The sequence below is a fragment of the Secundilactobacillus sp. MJ173 genome (assembly GCF_059704265.1).
On sequence record NZ_BAAKGN010000022.1, the window covers coordinates 25,661 to 44,216 of the forward strand.

19 protein-coding genes and 1 other RNA gene are annotated in these 18,556 nt (G+C 42.4%); 12 read left to right on the forward strand and 8 right to left on the reverse strand.

Annotated features, from left to right (window positions below):
* Window positions 1–340: 340 nt before the first annotated feature.
* From AC6H04_RS03610 to AC6H04_RS03645, 8 genes are all read left to right on the forward strand, one after another.
* Window positions 341–1,096 (forward strand): ABC transporter ATP-binding protein, encoded by a 756-nt coding sequence (locus AC6H04_RS03610; RefSeq protein ID WP_497570395.1) that lies wholly within the window; start codon window positions 341–343, stop codon window positions 1,094–1,096.
* 14 nt (window positions 1,097–1,110) lie between these two features.
* Window positions 1,111–2,922 carry an FtsX-like permease family protein gene (locus tag AC6H04_RS03615; protein ID WP_497570396.1) on the forward strand — a complete coding sequence of 604 codons (1,812 nt, stop codon included), beginning with the start codon at window positions 1,111–1,113 and terminating at the stop codon, window positions 2,920–2,922.
* A 33-nt stretch (window positions 2,923–2,955) separates the two neighbouring features.
* Window positions 2,956–3,327 (forward strand): GntR family transcriptional regulator, encoded by a 372-nt coding sequence (locus tag AC6H04_RS03620; RefSeq protein ID WP_497570397.1) that lies wholly within the window; start codon window positions 2,956–2,958, stop codon window positions 3,325–3,327.
* Window positions 3,320–4,204 carry an ATP-binding cassette domain-containing protein gene (locus AC6H04_RS03625; protein WP_497570398.1) on the forward strand — a complete coding sequence of 295 codons (885 nt, stop codon included), beginning with the start codon at window positions 3,320–3,322 and terminating at the stop codon, window positions 4,202–4,204. Before AC6H04_RS03620 ends, AC6H04_RS03625 begins: the two co-directional genes overlap by 8 nt.
* Complete coding sequence (locus AC6H04_RS03630) at window positions 4,194–4,967, forward strand: hypothetical protein (protein ID WP_497570399.1); 774 nt, start codon at window positions 4,194–4,196, stop codon at window positions 4,965–4,967. The genes AC6H04_RS03625 and AC6H04_RS03630 overlap by 11 nt, the downstream gene beginning before the upstream one ends.
* 70 nt (window positions 4,968–5,037) lie before the next feature.
* Complete coding sequence (locus tag AC6H04_RS03635; RefSeq protein ID WP_497570400.1) at window positions 5,038–6,021, forward strand: DUF2785 domain-containing protein; 984 nt, start codon at window positions 5,038–5,040, stop codon at window positions 6,019–6,021.
* A gap of 11 nt (window positions 6,022–6,032) precedes the next feature.
* Window positions 6,033–7,691, forward strand: coding sequence for a glycerophosphodiester phosphodiesterase (locus AC6H04_RS03640; RefSeq protein ID WP_497570401.1), 1,659 nt, complete (start codon window positions 6,033–6,035; stop codon window positions 7,689–7,691).
* Between the two features lie 34 nt (window positions 7,692–7,725).
* Window positions 7,726–8,295, forward strand: a complete 570-nt coding sequence (locus AC6H04_RS03645) for a DNA-3-methyladenine glycosylase I (protein ID WP_497570402.1) — start codon at window positions 7,726–7,728, stop codon at window positions 8,293–8,295.
* Between the two features lie 81 nt (window positions 8,296–8,376).
* Here AC6H04_RS03645 and AC6H04_RS03650 read toward each other — a convergent pair whose 3' ends face one another.
* The 5 genes from AC6H04_RS03650 to AC6H04_RS03670 form a co-directional block, all read right to left on the reverse strand.
* Window positions 8,377–8,862, reverse strand: a complete 486-nt coding sequence (locus AC6H04_RS03650; protein ID WP_497570403.1) for a universal stress protein — start codon at window positions 8,860–8,862, stop codon at window positions 8,377–8,379.
* Window positions 8,863–8,940: 78 nt separating this feature from the next.
* Window positions 8,941–9,231: a hypothetical protein gene (locus AC6H04_RS03655; protein WP_098826506.1), complete on the reverse strand. Its 291-nt coding sequence runs from the start codon at window positions 9,229–9,231 to the stop codon at window positions 8,941–8,943.
* Window positions 9,232–9,322: 91 nt separating this feature from the next.
* Window positions 9,323–9,512: non-coding RNA, 6S RNA (gene ssrS / locus AC6H04_RS03660), on the reverse strand.
* A gap of 46 nt (window positions 9,513–9,558) precedes the next feature.
* On the reverse strand, window positions 9,559–10,830 hold the full coding sequence (locus AC6H04_RS03665) for a replication-associated recombination protein A (RefSeq protein ID WP_497570404.1): 1,272 nt from the start codon (window positions 10,828–10,830) through the stop codon (window positions 9,559–9,561).
* 22 nt (window positions 10,831–10,852) lie between these two features.
* Window positions 10,853–11,323 carry a YueI family protein gene (locus AC6H04_RS03670; protein WP_497570405.1) on the reverse strand — a complete coding sequence of 157 codons (471 nt, stop codon included), beginning with the start codon at window positions 11,321–11,323 and terminating at the stop codon, window positions 10,853–10,855.
* Window positions 11,324–11,408: 85 nt separating this feature from the next.
* On the opposite strand from AC6H04_RS03670, the gene AC6H04_RS03675 reads away from it, so the two are divergent.
* Window positions 11,409–12,005 (forward strand): DUF1054 family protein, encoded by a 597-nt coding sequence (locus tag AC6H04_RS03675; protein WP_497570406.1) that lies wholly within the window; start codon window positions 11,409–11,411, stop codon window positions 12,003–12,005.
* Window positions 12,006–12,071: 66 nt separating this feature from the next.
* On the opposite strand, the gene rpsD is transcribed toward AC6H04_RS03675, so the two are convergent.
* A complete protein-coding gene (rpsD, locus tag AC6H04_RS03680) occupies window positions 12,072–12,677 on the reverse strand; it encodes a 30S ribosomal protein S4 (protein ID WP_098826499.1) in 606 nt (201 codons plus the stop codon).
* Window positions 12,678–12,871: 194 nt separating this feature from the next.
* Window positions 12,872–13,345 (reverse strand): GAF domain-containing protein, encoded by a 474-nt coding sequence (locus AC6H04_RS03685; RefSeq protein WP_497570407.1) that lies wholly within the window; start codon window positions 13,343–13,345, stop codon window positions 12,872–12,874.
* Window positions 13,346–13,521: 176 nt separating this feature from the next.
* On the opposite strand from AC6H04_RS03685, the gene ezrA reads away from it, so the two are divergent.
* From ezrA to thiI, 3 genes are all read left to right on the forward strand, one after another.
* The gene (gene ezrA / locus AC6H04_RS03690) at window positions 13,522–15,261 is read left to right on the forward strand and encodes a septation ring formation regulator EzrA (RefSeq protein ID WP_497570408.1); all 1,740 of its coding nucleotides are present in this window, start codon (window positions 13,522–13,524) and stop codon (window positions 15,259–15,261) included.
* Between the two features lie 275 nt (window positions 15,262–15,536).
* The gene (locus tag AC6H04_RS03695; protein WP_497570409.1) at window positions 15,537–16,685 is read left to right on the forward strand and encodes a cysteine desulfurase family protein; all 1,149 of its coding nucleotides are present in this window, start codon (window positions 15,537–15,539) and stop codon (window positions 16,683–16,685) included.
* Window positions 16,686–16,709: 24 nt separating this feature from the next.
* Entirely contained in the window at window positions 16,710–17,927 is a 1,218-nt protein-coding gene (gene thiI, locus AC6H04_RS03700; RefSeq protein WP_497570410.1) for a tRNA uracil 4-sulfurtransferase ThiI, read from the forward strand.
* Window positions 17,928–18,028: 101 nt separating this feature from the next.
* On the opposite strand, the gene AC6H04_RS03705 is transcribed toward thiI, so the two are convergent.
* A partial coding sequence (locus tag AC6H04_RS03705) for a transposase (protein ID WP_497570411.1) occupies window positions 18,029–18,556 on the reverse strand: 528 nt, incomplete at its 5' end.

The window sequence follows — 18,556 nt, forward strand, 5'->3', positions numbered from 1 at the left end:
AAAAGGGACGTTTAGCCCCCAGAGTATAACTAAAGCAGTCCCATCACCCCGAACTTGGGTGGTGGGGCTGCTTTAGTTATACGGCCGGGGGCTGTCCCTTTTTACGCGTTTAGGCAAGGTAAAAGGAAATCACCCCGAACTTGGGTGGTGGGGCTGCTTTAGTTATACGGCCGGGGGCTGTCCCTTTTTACGCGTTTAGGCAAGATAAAGAGAAAGGATGTACGTTAATCACATTGAAAGCCACAATTGACAAATTACCGTCTTACCTTTATAGTTAGCTACATGAGTAACTAACCAAATAACAAAAACAGACACTACGCGTGAATAATGGAGGAGAATCATGACAGATACCCCAGTTGTCTCAGTAAGAGACTTGCATAAAACTTATGGTAAGGCGAATGAGAAGCAGTACGAAGCATTAAAAGGTATTAGTTTTGATGTGACTAAGGACGAATTTGTTGGCATTATGGGTGCTTCAGGTTCAGGAAAAACTACGTTGCTCAATATCCTGGCAACATTGGACGAACCAACTTCAGGTGAAGTAGAAATTAATCAGCAAGTTTTGACTAACTTGAAGGGCAATCAAATTGCCGATTTTCGGGCTAAGCAAGTTGGTTTTATTTTTCAAGATTTTAATTTATTGGAGAATTTAACTAACTATGAAAATATCGCTTTACCGCTCTCATTACAGAATATTGGCCGTAAGAAAGCTCAGTCTGAAGTACAACGAGTTGCCAAACAGTTGAACATCGAAGCCATTTTAGAGAAATACCCCACGGAGATTTCTGGTGGTCAAAAGCAGCGAGTGGCCGCAGCACGAGCATTGGTATCCCATCCAGCCATTCTTTTCGGTGATGAACCCACGGGTGCCTTGGATTCGAACAGTGCACGAGATCTGCTTGAAATGTTGACCACCATCAATCATGACCAGCAAGTTCCCATTTTGTTGGTGACCCATGATCCGTTTTCTGCCAGTTATTGTCAACGAATATTATTCATTAAAGATGGCAAAATTGGACAAGAAATTAGGAAGGGCACTCAAACCCGTCAGCAATTCTACCAAGCTATTCTTGATACGCTTGGTACATTTGATTAAGGGAGGATAGCAAAATGTTAAACAAACTCGCATTTGCCGGTATTAAGAGTCGGCTAAAAGATTACGTTGTGCTGTTTTTCGGGTTGATCATGTCCAGCGCCATTTTTTACATGTTTGAATCATTAGCGACTAATAAGGCGTTTATTAAAGCTAATGCGCAAACCATTACCGGTGCTAACTTCATCTTTTTATTTGGGGCCATTTTATTGACCATCATCACACTGGTTTATGTTTTTTACGCCAATTCATTTTTGATGAGTATGCGGCGACATGACTACGGCTTATTTATGATGCTTGGTGCGAAGCAAGCCAAAATTGGCCAGTTAATTTTAGTTGAGACAATGGTGATTGGCACAATCGCTAGTGTAATCGGTACACTCGTAGGTTGGGGGCTCACTGTATCGGTGGGACCTTTCCTAATGAGCCGGATGATTGGCACCAAACTGCAGCATTTTAGCGCTTTTTATTTTCCTGCAGTAGTCACTACCATTGTGCTGTACTTGGTATTGTTTTTAATTGCTGGTGCAATTAATCGGTTTACTTTAACCAAAACGGCTGTTCTTCAATTATTAAAGGGCGACAGTCAGCCTAACAGACCCGTACTAAAACCTGTTAGTCAGCTATTGCAGGTCGTAGTGGGCGTTCTCTTGCTGATGGCTGGCTATTACGCTATGAGTCACATCGCAAAGTTCGCGTTAAGTACCATCCCGATTGGCTTAGTTACCGTTGTGTTGGGAACGTATTTTTTATTCAACGCGATTTTTGTCTGGCTAATTTTATTGTTTAAGCGTTCCGATTGGGCTAACCACGGGTTAAGAAGCTTTACGCTGTCGCAACTTAGTTTTCGGATTCATAATTACACTAAAATTTTGTCAGTGGTGTCAATTCTCATTGCCCTGTCGTTAGGCGCAATCACGGTTGGCATTGGTTTACAGCGACAGGTAACAGCTTTATCTACGGCTAGTAATGCCTATACCATGGCCATTAAAAACCCATCACATAAGACCAGTCAGTTGATTAATGAATTAAATTTAGATACAAAGGTGACTTATCAGCAAAAAGAAACGAATCAGGTAATCTATTATCGTGCTGATCAACTGAAAAAACAGCCGTTGCAGTTTACTGGTTTCAATTCACCATTAGATGCAAAACAAAAAAATCGACTGGCATCACCCACATATCGCAATCTTACCAGCACTCAGTTAAAAAAGCACCCCGAAAAGTTGATGGCACTGCAGCCAAAGGCACCTCAAAAAGCGTTCCGATTGGTTTCGCGAACGGCTTTTGACCAGCTGCCGGGTCGATCACAGCAATTAGTGCTATTTAGGGTTAAAAATTTGCAGGCTGATAAGGCTGGACTGAAACGTATCGTTGTCAGTCTAGGCAGTCCATCGGTGGAAACAATTCCAGGGACTTACAGTACTTTTGTTCTCAGTACGGCGCTGTTCGGCGGTCTTGAATTTATGGGCTTCTTCTTAGGAATTGCCTTTCTAGCGATGCTTGCCAGCTGTCTGATGTTTAAGATCCTTAGCGGTGCCACAACTGATAAAAAACGCTATGAGATGCTAAATAAAATTGGTGCTCAGCCTTCGCAATTACGCGGTTCAATTGCTCGAGAAATTCTTGTATTGTTTGTACTACCGGCAATTGTTGGCGTGGTTCACGTTATATTTGGTCTTCAAATGTTCAGAGTATTGATGCTCAATCCTTATTATCAAATTTGGTTGCCATTTACAATTTTCTTTGTCTTGTATATGATTTATTACATTATAACCGTTAAACTATATGAGCATATTGTGTTACCCAAGCTCATAATCGATAAGTAGTTAGCGGTGAAAGGAAGGATTGGATGGTGGATCATGCAGTTTGACTTTAATAGTACTGAACCACTTTATCTTCAGGTCGCGCAACAAATTGAAGAAGCAATTTTTACAAACAGCTTTGAAGAGGGCACTCAAGTTCCTTCAACGACTGAGGTATCTAAACAGTTTCACATCAATCCTGCCACGGTCCTTAAGGGGATGAATATTTTGGTCAGCAATGGTTTCTTGGAAAAAAGACGTGGCCTAGGGATGTTTGTGGCGACTGGCGCTCACGCTAAAATTCGGGAAAAACGACAGACAGAATTTTACGAAGATTACGTGGTTAACCTAGTGAAAGAGGCTAAAAAGTTAACCTTACCAGAAACAACCATTCTTGAAATGATAAAAAGGGGGTTCAATAATGGCTAAACCTAAGCCAATTAAAATTAATCAAGTTAGTAAACAATTTGCGAAACAGCAAGTTCTCAGTAGTATTGATCTCACAATCGAACCAGAAACCATCTATGGGTTACTGGGAAGAAACGGTGCTGGGAAGAGTACGTTATTTAATATTATTACTAATCGAATTCCGTTAAGCGACGGAGAAGTGACCATTGGTGGGCAACCGGTGACGGATAATGATGATGTGCTTAACCGCATTTATCTGATGAGCGAGGCCAATCTTTACCCATCACGGATGCCAGTGAAGGAGATTTTTAAATTAACAGCGCAGCTCTATCAAGGAATGGATATGGCGTTAGCAAAAATATTGGCTGAACAGTTCGAACTTAATACCGATACCCGCTTCAATAAATTGTCGACGGGATCTCGGTCAATCATGAAACTAATTATCGCTTTAGCAGTGGACGTTGATTACGTCTTCTTGGATGAACCAACGTTAGGGCTGGATGCTAATCATCGCCGTCTATTTTATGATGCGCTGTTGGATAGTTATGCTAAGCGACCACGAAGTTTTGTGATTTCGACGCATTTGATCGAAGAGGTCAGTAATTTAATTGAACGAGTTTGGGTCTTACAGGATCATCATATTATCGTGAATGATACTACTGAGAACGTTTTGGATAGAGGCTTTGCTGTAACTGGCCCAACGGCGGACGTTGAAGCCTATACTACTGGTTTGAATGTCATTGGCCACGAAGCTTTAGGTAACCTGAGGGTCCAATATGTCTACGGTCAATTGAATGATGATCGACCGATACCGGATACCGTGTCAATCAGCCATATTGATTTGCAGCGTCTATTTATCTATTTGACTAATCAGGAGGTGGCAACCGTTGAGAATTAAAGCAGCCTTTTCATATCAGCTCAAAAATTACTTCAAATCTTTCGGCTGGGTTTACCTTTGGTCGATTGCCGTGGTAGTGATCTTACCGTTCGCTATTTCTCTGGTTCTAGGTCGCATCAATATTTACGATATTAGCGACTACTTGCCGCAATTTTTGCCAGCGTTAATTTTGAGTTTCTACTTATTCGTGTATGGCGGTATCAGCTACGATGGCTTCAAGTTATTTATTCAAAATGGCTTGGGACGAAAGACCTATTTCTTCAGTAAATTGTATGCCTTGACCGTCATCTTGGTGGTGGGTGAGGGTATTAATCTGCTGTACGGCGTGTTCTACCACCATTTCATCAATAAAAATCCGCTGATGACTTTTAGCGTCCTTTATGGGCATTATTTCAATTCACCAATTGCTAATGCAATCTCGGTGTTGATCATTACGATGCTGTTTATTGCCTGCATTATGGTCACAGGAATGGTGATTGGATCATGCTTAGGTTTATTTAATCGACGCGTTCAACGGATCAGTATTATTGGGATGCCAGTGGTACTCTTTGTCCTACTGGCGGTCCTCATTATGTTGAATGATCAAACTAGTTTAAAGCTGACTTGGATAGGCGATTTTCTACTCTTTATCGTTGGCATGAATCAAGCAACTGATACCAGTCACTTCGTTGCGTTTGCACCGATGATATCAGGCTCAATTTACATTATCGTGATGTTATTGATTAGTTATCGGTTAACGCTGCGCTTCCGTGTGCCAAGATAAACGCTCCCATTTTCTCGCCAGTCATAAACGTGCTAAAATAAGAATATGTTTAAAGATCGGAGCGAGAAAAGTGGAAGCCAACAATCAGATAGATGACATACGTGAACAGCTAAACGAAATACGCCAACGGGTAAACGCCGGGGAACTGTTTCAGTCACTGGGCACTCGACTAGAAACGTTAGTGACCTCCGTGAACCGTGAGACGGTCACAACTGAGGTACAGTTACCTGATGATAGTGACGGCATTCGAGACCTATTGACACAGTTGAACGATCAATTGAAAGCAGAATCATTGGCTACGGTTAATGACGAGCAAGTTCTCCAACTGGTAAGGCATATTGGGTCTTCAGATCCAAGTGTCCGGGATAAGGGTATTTATTTCTTATTCAATGATCTGATTCAGCAACACTTACTTTCAAACCAGCAAATGACAATGATCGTTCGCTATTTGACAAGTGACACGGTTCTTTTTGCTCACATTCTTGAACCAGAAAATGATGCTGTTTATCAACGGGCGTTTGCGGTATTGTTACTTTCTGTCCTGCTGTATGCCGATCGCGCGGGTTACCATTTTCTGGACCAGAAGTTGGTTGATCAGGTGGTTAACCAATTAGCGCTGTACATGGTACTGGAAGCTGATACTCGGGGATTCATTAAAACCAATGGCTGGGCGCACGCCTTTACGCACATTGGTAATCTATTAGATGAATTATCAGAACGAGAACGGCTGACACGGGCTGACAAACTTTTTTTGATGGCCATTATCATCGAACGTTATAAGACACTGGACGGTGCGCTAATTTTTGGGGAACCCCAGCGATTAGCGGGTTATTTTGCCCGGTTAACCAATAAGAATCAGTTATATGCTGACTACTTTTTAAAGCAGCTTAAGCATTGGCGGCAGGAACTGGTTGTCATCCAGCAGCAAGAAAGTCAGTCAGGCTGGAATCAAATATATAATCGTGGGCGCCTGATTGAATCAATGATTGTTAGACACGACTTCAGCGATGCAATCATGCAATATTTGCGTTCGGTGATCGATTTTCTGGCATAGTGGGTGAAAGGGTGAAACCAATCAATTATTATCGACGTTTATTTCAAACGAGTTATGAATTATTAAAAGTACGCGCGGTTAATCTTGGCTGGCTCTTATTGCTAGCAGTTTTAATGACGCTGCATATTCTCATGTTAAATCCAGGTCTTGTTGCCATTAAAGTCATCTTGATTATTGGCTTCTTATCTGGATTGATTTTTGAGTTGAATTTGATTTTAACCGCGTTTACCACCAATAAAACCATTTTAAATCAAACCGATTTGCTGATACTGACCGCTTGGCACAGGTTATCTAAGCGGTGGTTGCAATTGGTGGCTTTAGTGATTTTATTGGCGGTTCTGTGGTTACCCTTTGGTGACGCAGGCTTTACAGCGCCAGTACTAAACCTGATCATGTTACCCATTAATTGGGTGGATACGGTTGTCATGCAGCGGCGGGTTGTTGTGGCCATTTTGATGGTCTTGTATGCCGTTTTGTTGTATGTATTTCTTCGCTTGCTGGGTTATTTAAGAGTAACTGTTAAGCCAGAATTGGTTCCTATTAGCGGCTGGCATCGTTTAGTATGGTTTTTGCGACCCTTAATTGCCATCTGGTTGCCAATGTTCATCATTAATCACCTAGTTGTCCATGGACTGCGGGCATTAAGTCAACAGCTTTCCAATGGTATCGGCAATGGGACCAGTTTGTTCGCACTGGTTGTATTAGTGATTTTTTCACTGGTAGGACTGAGTGTCTTCTTACTTGCAATCGTTTGGGAATCCATTGCTCAACCTAAGTTTCAACCAGATTTTTCTGAGGATGATGACCATTTACACAGCATGGCCTGGTTTCCTACTGGGCTAGTGATGCTGCTAGTAATTCTTTTCGGGTTTCAGGCCTTTCATTTTGGCTCAGTTGCGGCTTCCCCAAGCCTAACCATCGCGCACCGCGGTGTGATTGGGAATAACGGTGTTCCCAATTCGTTAGATGCGTTTGAAAGCACGGTTAAGCATAAACCTAATTTTGTGGAGATTGATGTTCAAGAAACCAAAGATGGCCAGTTCGTTGTGTCACATGGTCAGGATGTGAGCTTGAAAACAGAGACGGGCGCAAAGGTGACAGATATTCAGAATCTGACCTTAAATCAACTGAAAAAACACCGTGCCGAAAAGAATGGTAAAGTCACTACAATTGTGAGTTTAGCCAGTTATTTGAAGGCTGCGAAAAAAGTCAACCAACGTTTAATCATTGAAATCAAGGTGACGCCACAAGACAGTGCGGACATGATTCAACGTTTTGATAATCAGTTTGGTGAACAATTAATCAGCAGTCACGATTTTGTGCACACCATGAGTTATCAATCAGTTCTAAAGCTGAAACAACTTGATCCTAATTTGATAGTTGGGTACATCGTGCCTTTAAACGTGATGTCGATTAAAAACTTACCCGCTGATTTTTACTCGCTTCAGGCGATCGGCCTTAATACGACGATGATTAGGCAGGCCCATTCAATTGGTGCGCCAGTGTTTGTTTGGACACCAGATAAGGTGACTGATATGCAGGTCATGCGAGTACTTGGTGTGGATGGGCAGATAACCAATCAGCTGACACAGCTCCAGCAAATGAATCGACAGCCACTTAAGCAGTTCAACTGGGCAATTGTCGAAAACGTGGTGAACCAATTCTGTTGATTTTTCGTATTTAGCTCTATAAGGAGTTGAAGAGATGACAACCAGATGTCCGTGGGCAGAAAAGAGTCCGCAATTGTTGATTTACCACGATTTAGAGTGGGGTGTCCCCGTTCATGATGAACGACAGCTATTTGAAAACTTGTCCCTAGAGATTTTTCAGGCGGGATTAACTTGGCATTTGATTTTGAAATACCGAGAGGCTTTAAGAGGGGCTTTTGAACAGTTTGAACCGGATAAATTAGCACAGCTTACACCAGTTCAGCTACAGGATTTATATCACGATCAGCGAATCATTCGTAATCGTCAGAAAATTGATGCCGTTATTGAAAACGCGCGGGTACTGAGCAGTTTGCACGAATTAAACTGGAGCTTAAGTGAAACGCTATGGCAGCAAGTTAATGGTATGCCGTTAGATCATCACTTAAAACCAGCTGAAAAACTTGATGTGGAGTGGTTTGTATCAGAATTAGCGCAGACGCTACGGCATCTAGGTTTTAAACGGATTGGGCCTAAAACCTGTTATTCGCTACTGCAAGCGTCTGGTATTGTGAATGATCATCTAGCAGAATGTTATCGGCATGATGAAATTTCCGAGGCAGTTTGATGATTATTTTTATCTAGAGATAAAACAAGATAGCAAAAGAGGCCACTCAAATTTTGAGTGACCTCTTTTTGATGATTGACCTTATTTCTCAGTTTTTTTAGAAGGTTGCTTAGCTGGCTTATTTTCCAAGTCTGTCCGAACAACCAGAACATCACAAACGGCTGTACGGGTAACGTATTCGGTGACAGAACCAATCAATAACCGTTCCACTGCGTTTAGACCAGTGGCCCCAATCATAATGAGGTCAATGCCCAATTTTTTAGGCATGTCACGAGCGATGATGGTTTTTGGTGCACCGTATTCAATCGAGTAGTCAACGCTGCTAACGCCGGCATCTTTTGCTTGTTGAATATACTTATCCAAGGTTTTCTTGGCAGTATCGGTTACTTCTTCAACCATCGTTGTATCGAAGCTAGAAATATTTTGAAATGCCCGGGTATCCACAACGTGAACCAGATGCAGGTCAGAATCGTTTCTTTTGGCAACAGCCACAGCTTTTTCGAATGCTAACTCGGCTTCGTAGGAACCATCAACTGGAACTAAGATGTGTTTGTATTGTTGTAACATGATGACTCACCTCTCTCTACTTGTTACCTCTATTCTACGTTATTTTTCGTTAAATAAAAAGAGAAATGTAAACCGTTTTCATTTAATCTTCGGGAAGAAGTGAACCAGCATTAATTGAATGGCGAGAATGTCCAGTACACCAATTAAAAGCGTCATGGAAATAAAAACGTCATTTTGCATGATGGTTGCCACTGCAGCTATGACACCGACAACGATTAAGGACCAGCCACCAAATTTAACAATTCCTGACAGGTTAGGGTTTTCTTCGGGATGGAAAACGAGAAATGGCCGGTGTGTATGGGTGAGAAAGAACCAGCCAATAAAAAAGGTGAGCAACACGTACAGAATCATCAAGATATTAATAACCACAGGGAACCTCCAAGGCTTTACGCCGGTTTATTGTTGTAAAATAAAAAAGCTGACTTACAAGGTGCAAGCCAGCCCCAAAGTGTTGCCACTTTGAAGATCTAATAGTGCCGTTAATTTGTCCGATAGGTTTTGGCCCGCTGATAAGCAGGTGGGACGGGTATATCTGCGTTCATGCTACCAAGTGTAAAGGCCTGCAATCCGGAAGAGTTAACCCATGTCCCAATGTAACATTAGTTGTTCGGCAAACACGTATGTGGACAACGCGCACACCCTAGAACTTACATACATATTAGCATATTTTAGCTCAATTTGCCATTTTGATTCTTCTTAAGACCGCTGAGCTTTTCTCAGTCGTTCGTATTGCTGTGCTAGAGCTGTTTCGAATTTACCGTTTGTTTTAGGCTCGTAATACTGTGCATTCTTAATTTTGTCTGGCAGATATTGCTGTTTTACCCAGTCGTTTTTAAAGCTGTGTGGATACTTGTAGTCGACACCATGACCCAGGTCAGCTGCACCCTTGTAATGGGAGTCTTTTAAGTGGGCAGGGATGTCGCCATAATGACCTGAACTAATATCTGACATGGCAGCGTCAATTGCCATCATACCAGAGTTTGATTTTGGTGATAAACAGAGTTCAATCACCGCATCAGCAAGGGGAATTCGTGCTTCTGGGAAACCCAATCGCTGTGCGGCAGTAACAGCCTCCACCACGCGGGCAGCCGCTGGTGGATTAGCCAAGCCAATATCTTCGTAAGCAATCACGGTTAAGCGACGGGCGATGGTAGGAAGATCACCAGCGGTTACTAACCGGGCTAAATAGTGTAGAGCAGCATCGGTATCGCTTCCCCTGATTGATTTTTGAAAGGCGGAAATAACATCATAATGCGCGTCACCGTCTTTATCATGGCTGAACGCCTTTTTTTGCAGGCATTCTTCAATAATTGGCAGGGTGAGGTGAATCACACCATCGGTTGAATCCGTGGACTTAGCCGCTAATTCTAAGCCATTGAGGGCACTTCTTAAGTCGCCATTAGTGGCGGTCGTTAATAGACGCTCAGCTTCCGGTGCCAAATCAATCTGTTGCTTACCCAGACCGTTTTCTTTATCGGTGAGGGCACGATCAATCGCTGTACGGATATCGTCTGGCATCAGTGGTTTCACTTCAAAAATTTGTGTTCGGCTACGAATTGCGGGATTAATACTGATATACGGATTTTCAGTTGTGGCACCGATCAGCACGATGCGGCCGTTTTCCAAATGTGGCAGTAAAAAATCCTGCTTCGTTTTGTCTAGCCGGTGAATTTCATCTAGTAATAGAATGACGGTACCGCTCATTTTGGCTTCTTCTGCGACGATTTGGAGATCTTTTTTGGAATCCGTTGCAGCGTTTAATTTTCGAAAAGCATACTTGGTTGAGCCAGCAATGGCACTGGCAATACTGGTTTTACCAGTGCCAGGCGGTCCGTACAAAATCATCGATGACAGCATTTTCGCTTTGACCATTCGGGAAATGATTTTACCCGGACCAACTAAGTGCTGCTGTCCGACCACGTCTTCGATCCGCTGTGGTCGCATGCGGTAGGCTAAAGGTTGTGGCATAGTTTGACTTCTTTCCAATAATTTAAAGGCCGAGATGCTTTTTCATTTTGTTCCAAAACGTTGATGGCTCACTTTTAGTAACTGGCTGTACGGCATCTGGCTGATCAGTCACTTTGTCCTCAACTTTAATCGGGAATGCATTAATGGCTTGTTTTGAAATGACGACTAAGCCGGAATCTGTGGGCTGATGACCATAGAAATCATCTTGAACGATCGTAAACGCACGCTGAAGCTGACCCGCCACTTGAAGATACGGTTTTAATGCTGACATGCCGGTGTGACCGTTGAAGATTACCTGGTAGTCAGGGTGGGCAACCAGTTCAGTCTGAAACGCTGCTAAATATTTGCCGTTCTGCAGTTGTTCAATGGACATCAGTAAGGACACACGTTCACGAAACGTTCCTAAGTAAGTTCGTTGTTCATCGGGATGTAGCTTTGGCGGGCCATACATGGCGTTATCCAAGTGAGACGTCATTGGATCTTTGTCGGGCATTGCGTAACACCAACTTTCGTTAATAGTAAGACTATTGTAACATGTCTATATGAACGCAGATACTATGAAGAATGGGGGAGTTGTTTTGTTTAATAATTCTGATTTCCAAGTTTTTGATGATCAAACTTTAGCGGGGCGGATGGCTGGAATACGGGCAGAAATTGACCCTAAATTTGAGCGGTTAGCGCCACAAGTGATCAAAACGCTAGGTTTTCAAACACCAATCTATGCGCATGTTGCCAAGCACTTACGACGTCATAAGAATCCACCAATGAATACTTGGGTTGCCTTCAGCACGAATAAACGTGGTTATAAAATGAATCCACATCTGATGATTGGGTTTTGGGATGATCGATTATTTGTTTGGTTGGCTAGCTTGGCAGAAGTGAAAGAGCGAGTACAAATGACTCAGCGATTGTCTGAGCTACTATCCGAATTCGCGCAACTCGATAATGACTATGAGATTAGCCCAAACCACATGGCAAAAATCTCAAGTCAAATTTCAGCTGAGGGATTGGCTCAGCAACTGAGCCATTATCGGCAGGTTAAACAAGCTGATTTTTTAGTTGGCCGCCAGTGGTTGCGTGGGGACGCCATCTTTGATCATGAAAAGCAAATCCAACAAGAGGTGCTTAAAACAGTGTTCGAACTGCGACCGCTTTTTAGTCAGTTGATTCAGTAGAAGCATATAAAAAAAGCAATTTGCACATAACGTGCAAATTGCTTTTCTTTAGTTAAACAACGCTTATTAACGGTTGTAGTATTCAACGATAAGAGATTCGTCGAGGTCTGCATCCAATTCTTCACGTTGTGGTAAACGAACAAGTTTGCCTTCAAGCTTGTCAGCATCGAACTCAACGTATTGAGGACGACCAACAACGGCTTCAACAGCATCCTTGATGATTTGCATATCCTTTGACTTTTCACGAACGCTGATCACTTGACCAGGTTTAACTTCGTATGAAGGGATGTCAAGGCGCTTGCCATCAACAGTGATGTGACCATGGTTAACCAATTGACGAGCTTGACGACGAGTAGTTGCCAAACCTAAACGGTAAACCACGTTGTCTAAACGACGTTCCAGTAAGATCATGAAGTTAACACCATGCTTACCTTCGCGAATCTTACCTGCGCGAACGAATAAGTTGTGGAATTGACGTTCAGTCAAACCGTAAGTGAAACGTAGCTTTTGCTTTTCACGTAATTGGGTCCCATATTCGGAAAGCTTTGAACGACGGCCTTGGCCATGTTCGCCGGGTGCGAATGGACGACGTGCTAATTCTTTACCAGTACCTGAAAGTGAAACGCCAAGACGACGTGAAACACGCCAGCTTGGTCCTGTATAACGAGACATAGATAGTTCCTCCAAAAATTTTAGTTGGAGTAAAATAATTTGACGTGAGTTTGATATTCGTGCAGATCCCTTTGCGGTTTTCACCCTGTGCAGCCGCAGGTTACTTACCCAACCACCTTTTGGCAGTGATCTGTTGACGAGCTTACCGCTCACCGCTGCATTATTTTACACAAACACCAGTGTATCTCCAATGACTACTTAATGTCAATATGTTTCAACAGAATAGCGGCGAATTGTTCAAGCTCTTCTTGATCATCCGTTGTAAAACGACCAAATTTGGGTGAATCGAGATCCATCACACCGATTTTAACGCCGTCTTTTGTTAGTGGAATAACGACTTCACTATTGCTAGCAGAATCACAGGCAATGTGGCCTGGAAATTGATGAACATCTTCAACTAATTGGGGTTGCTGCGTTTTTAGCGCTGTACCGCAGACACCATTGCCATTCTTAATATGTACACAGGCAACATTACCCTGAAACGGGCCAAGCAAAAGTTCGTCTTCTTCTGGCTGGTAGAGATAAAAGCCAGCCCAGTTAAGGTCAGACATGGTCTGGTTCAATAATGCTGAAGCGTTTGATAGATTGGCAATCAAATTCGTTTCATTATATAAAAGTGCATCTAGCTGCTGATTCATCATTGAAACTGTGGTCTTTGTTTCCGTCATTTTGATTACCTCTTACGTTTTAGTTTATGAAACTTGAAATTCAGGTGAAGCCTTTTCACAAGGTATGCTATAATTTAAGCTGGTATAGATTTTAATGGGTATTTGATTAAAAATCAAACATTATCTATCTAATATACATATTAAAATGTATTTTGGTAATGAAGGATGGGGATTAGATGTTTAGGATATTAATAGGAGTCATTATCCTGGCAATTGTCATATATGCCGGTATATTAATCTACCAGCAGTATCTGATCAGACGGTTGAAGGGAATCGATCAAAAGAGAGAAGAACTGACGATTGATGAGTTAAGTGATTCGGTTGACCAAGTTCGTGCCATGAGTTTAACGGGTAAGACGCTGAAAGACGTGGAACAACTTACCACGGATTTTGGTGATTTGCGGGAAAACCGGCTGCCAAGACTCAAACAGCAAGTTAATGACGCCATTAATAGCGCTAAGCAGTACCATGTGATGGCGGCTCAGCAAGAAGCTAAAAAAGCGACTGCTTCACTGGAAGTTGCTAAGCAGGCCATCAAACAAGTTGAAGATCAGGTTTCTGAACTCAAGCAAATTGATGCACAGCATAAACAGGCTGTAAAAACGTTAGAAGGACGTTATCAATCCTTGCGTAAAACGTTGCTGGCGAAGAACTTTATGTATGGTGATGCCATTGACGGCCTTGAAACACAGTTAGGTAAGTTAGAAGACGATAACGATCATTTCCGGGAAGTAACTAGCAAGGGCGATCATGAAGAGGCAGCTAAGTTATTAGAACAACTTCAGACTGATACTGACCACTTAGATGAAATGCTAAAAGCCATTCCGCCGCTAGTGACGAATCTTGAGACTGAATTTCCAACTCAGATTAAAGAATTGACACAGGGCGAAAACGAGTTGTCAGCCCAAGGTTACAAATTCCCAGTTGCTGATTTAAGAGATCAAATCGCCGCGCTACCTGCGGAAATCAAACAAAGTAAAACTCAGCTGGCCCAATTAAACATTGATGCGGTTAAACAAGCAGATACTGCACTATCCACCAAAATCGATCGGTTCTATGATTTGATGCAAAATGAGATGGTAGCCAAGACTAAAGTTACCCCCAACCTTGATTATCTGTCTAAATTTATCAGTCATGCTCAAAATCAGAACAGTTTGTTGATGAAGGAATTGGAGCGATTGAATCACAACTATACGTTGGATCATCATGAATTAGAAACGACTCGGGAGTTCACTGAACAACTTCGTCACATTGAAACGGCTTATCAAAGAGATGTGGAAAACATTCATAGCAATGATGCTGTCTATACGGAGGTTGAAGCACGTCAAACGCGCCAGATTCATGATTTAACCCAAATTGAAAAACAGCAGCAAGAAATTAATGATTCCGTTGCTGGCTTGGCTAAAGAAGAAGAACAGGCTAATCAGAATCTGCAGCAATTTGAATTCAAATTGCACAGTATTCGCCGTGAGGTTGAGAATCTGAATCTACCCGGGGTAGCCAAAAGTTACTTGGATTATTACCAAGTTGTTAGCGATGAAATCGATAAGTTGACGAATGACATGAACCAAGTTCAGATCAATATGGAAGATATTACCAAACAACTGATTATGATTCAGTCTGACCTGGATATTTTAACTGAAAAGACCAACGATTTGATTGATAGTGCTCAGTTGGCGGAACAATTGATTCAGTATGCGAACCGGTATCGAATGACTCATGAAGAGGTTGCAACTGCTAGTCAAGAAGCACAGCGCTTGTTTGACGAGGATTACGATTATCCTAAGAGTCTGGAGACCATTGCGACTGTCTTAGATGAAGTAGAGCCAGGATCTTATAAACGGTTGGAAGACCGTTACTATAAGTCTAAGAATCCAGTGGCTGAGGAAGAAACGAGCGAGGTTTCGGATAAGTAGCATAAGATTAATAAAGTACTGCTAATCCTTTATGGATGGCGGTGCTTTTTATATTGTTTATTGCCGAATCGGGCTGCAACGGGCAGAGAGCTGCATAAAGGACTGACCACACAAATCCAAGACCAGAATTTTTGCAGTCTGCCCCTTACACTTCGCTCTCTAAATGCCCGCTTTCGCACCTTACACTTGCTTCCCCCCTTCATATCCTATATAATCAACCCCAGTCTATTTGATTGGAGTCGAACCAATCTAAAACGCAAAGAGGCAGATTATACATGATTTATTTTGATAATAGTGCAACAACGAAGGCCGATCCCGAAGTGGTTTCTACTTACGATAAAGTAAGCGAAAAAATTTGGGGTAATCCTTCTAGCTTACATCAGTTTGGTGAAGATGCTTTTAACCTACTGGAACAGTCCCGCAAGCAGATTGCCGATTTACTGGGTGCATCTCAAAGCGAGATTCTGTTTACTAGTGGTGGTACTGAAGGCGACAACTGGGTTGTGAAGGGGACCGCAATTGAAAAACGGCAGTTTGGTAATCATTTGATCACCACTGCTGTTGAACATCCCGCTATTCATAATTCTATGGAACAGCTGAAGCAGTTAGGGTTTGAAGTCACTTATCTACCCGTAGATGAGCACGGTCGAATCTCGATTGATGATTTAAAAGCTGCCATTCGGCCAACGACGATCTTAGTTTCCATCATGGCTGTCAATAATGAGATTGGGACAATTCAGCCCTTAAAAGAAGCAGCTGAAGTCTTGAAAGATTATCCGAAAATTCATTTTCATATCGATGCTGTCCAAGGAATTGGTAAGGGTATTCAAGATTTGATCATGAATGATCGGGTAGATTTTGTCAGCTTTTCTGGACATAAATTCCATGCACCGCGGGGAATTGGGTTTATTTACGCGCGTCGTGGTCGCAAGATTGCACCATTGCTTACTGGTGGTGGACAAGAACGTAATCTGCGAAGCGGTACCGAAAACTTGCCGGCAATTGCTGCCATGGCAAAGGCTTTGCGGTTATTGTTAACGGATGAGAAGCAGAAAGTTGCCAAAGAAGCTGAGATTAAGCAGCGAATCTTTGACCACGTTAAAAAATTCCCGTTGGTAACTACTTTTTCTGAGGACAATGATGGTTTTGCACCGCATATTTTGTGTTTTGCCATTCAAGGTGTTCGTGGCGAAACCATTGTGCACGCTTTTGAGGAACAAGGCATTTATATCTCAACGACCAGTGCTTGCAGCTCTAAGAAGCACTTAGCATCAAGCACACTGACTGCAATGCACATTCCTGAAAACCTTTCTACCAGTGCCATTCGGATTTCACTAGATGACCATAATACGTTGGCAGAAGCAGATGAGTTCATCAAGGTTTTTGACCAGCTTTACGATAAGTTTAAAATTTTATCAGCGTAAGACTTAAACGAAAAGGAGAACCATATGCAATATTCTGAAATTATGGTGCGTTATGGGGAACTTTCGACTAAGGGAAAGAATCGGAAAGATTTTATCCGCCAACTTGGCCGAAATGTGCGTCATAGCCTTCATGACTTTGAAGGTTTAGATATCCATGCGCAGTATGACCGGTTGCACGTTGCACTGAATGGCAATGATTCAACAGCGGTCATCGAACGTTTAAAGGGTGTTTTCGGTATCGAAAACTTCTCACCAGTGATCAAGCTGGAAAAAGATTTTGAAGCCGTTAAAGAAACGGCCCTCAAAATGATCCAAGCACAATACGAACCTGGTATGACCTTTAAAATCAATACTCGTCGTCAGGACCACCAATTTGAATATGACACCAACCAAATCAACGATAAGCTAGGTGGCCATATTTTACGTAACGTTCCGGGAATCAAGGTTAAAATGAAGAACCCTGATATTACGTTGCGAGTGGAAGTCCGCTTGAACGGTATTTTTCTAAGTAGCGAAACCATCCCTGGTGCCGGCGGCTTGCCTGTTGGTACTGGTGGTAAAGCAACCATGATGCTTTCTGGCGGAATTGATTCGCCGGTAGCCGCTTATCTCGGCATGAAGCGGGGCGTTAAACTTGATATGGTGCACTTCTTTAGTCCGCCATACACCAGTGAACAAGCGTTAGCTAAGGCTAAAGAGCTTACTTCAAAGGTTGCTGGTTATGCTGGTAGCATCAACTTTATTCAAGTACCCTTTACTAAGGTACAGGAAACGATTAAAGAAAAGGTGCCAGAAGGTTACTTAATGACCATTCAACGTCGGATGATGCTGCGAATTACGGCTGCCATCACACTGGCTCGTGGTGATAAGGGTGTCTTTACAGGCGAATCCCTTGGACAAGTAGCTTCACAGACCCTTGAAAGCATGATGGCCATCAACGATGTGACGACGTTACCAGTATTGCGGCCCTTAGTTTCAATGGATAAGACCGAGATTATCAAAATTGCCGAAAAAATCGACACTTATGAGTTATCAATCTTACCTTTCGAAGACTGCTGTACGATTTTTACACCGCCAGCACCAAAGACCCGTCCCGACTTGGAGAAAACGCGTAACTTTGAAAAACTGATCGACGTAGAAGGCTTAATGCAAGAAGCTCTCGATGGAATTGAAGTTACCGTGATTCACCCAGGCGAAAACTTTATGAACCAAAGCGAAGATGTCTTCGCTGAATTACTTTAATTAGTTTGAACTTAAGAGAAGGTTATTTAACTGGGTCATCGTCAAGTTGTATTGGTGGTGCCTCCATATGCACAGTCACATATTCTTGTGGCTGTGTTTTTTTATTTCTGAATCAGTGAAATGCGGTTAAAGAAATTATTGAGATTACGAAAGCCATAACAGTTACGCTTTAACGTCTTAATCTTACGATTAATACCTTCTAAAGGCCCATTGGAATTACTGTAACGACAGGCATTTAAGATGGCCAGACGGTTTTTATTAAGGGTGTTCATTACTGTGTCCATACTGGTTCGATTACATTGATAATGGTCAATTAAGGCAGCTAATTGGTTTACGTTGCGCTGTTTAATCGCAGTTAGAATCGTTTGATAAGTGGCATAAACAGCCGCGAAACGTGGAAAAGCCGACAAAATCAAATCGATGGCGTTCTGTTGCGTCATATATTCGTTAACACCACGTAAATAGACGGGTTTAACGTCGTTTATAGTGGCCTGATTTTGATGGAATAAACGCCAATAAGTTTTCAATATGCGATAGAGACGTGAACGGTGATCAGAGATGGTCTGAAAAGCTTGAATACGAGCTTGATCAAGAGCTCGTCCAGCTAGCTGAATAATGTGAAATCGATC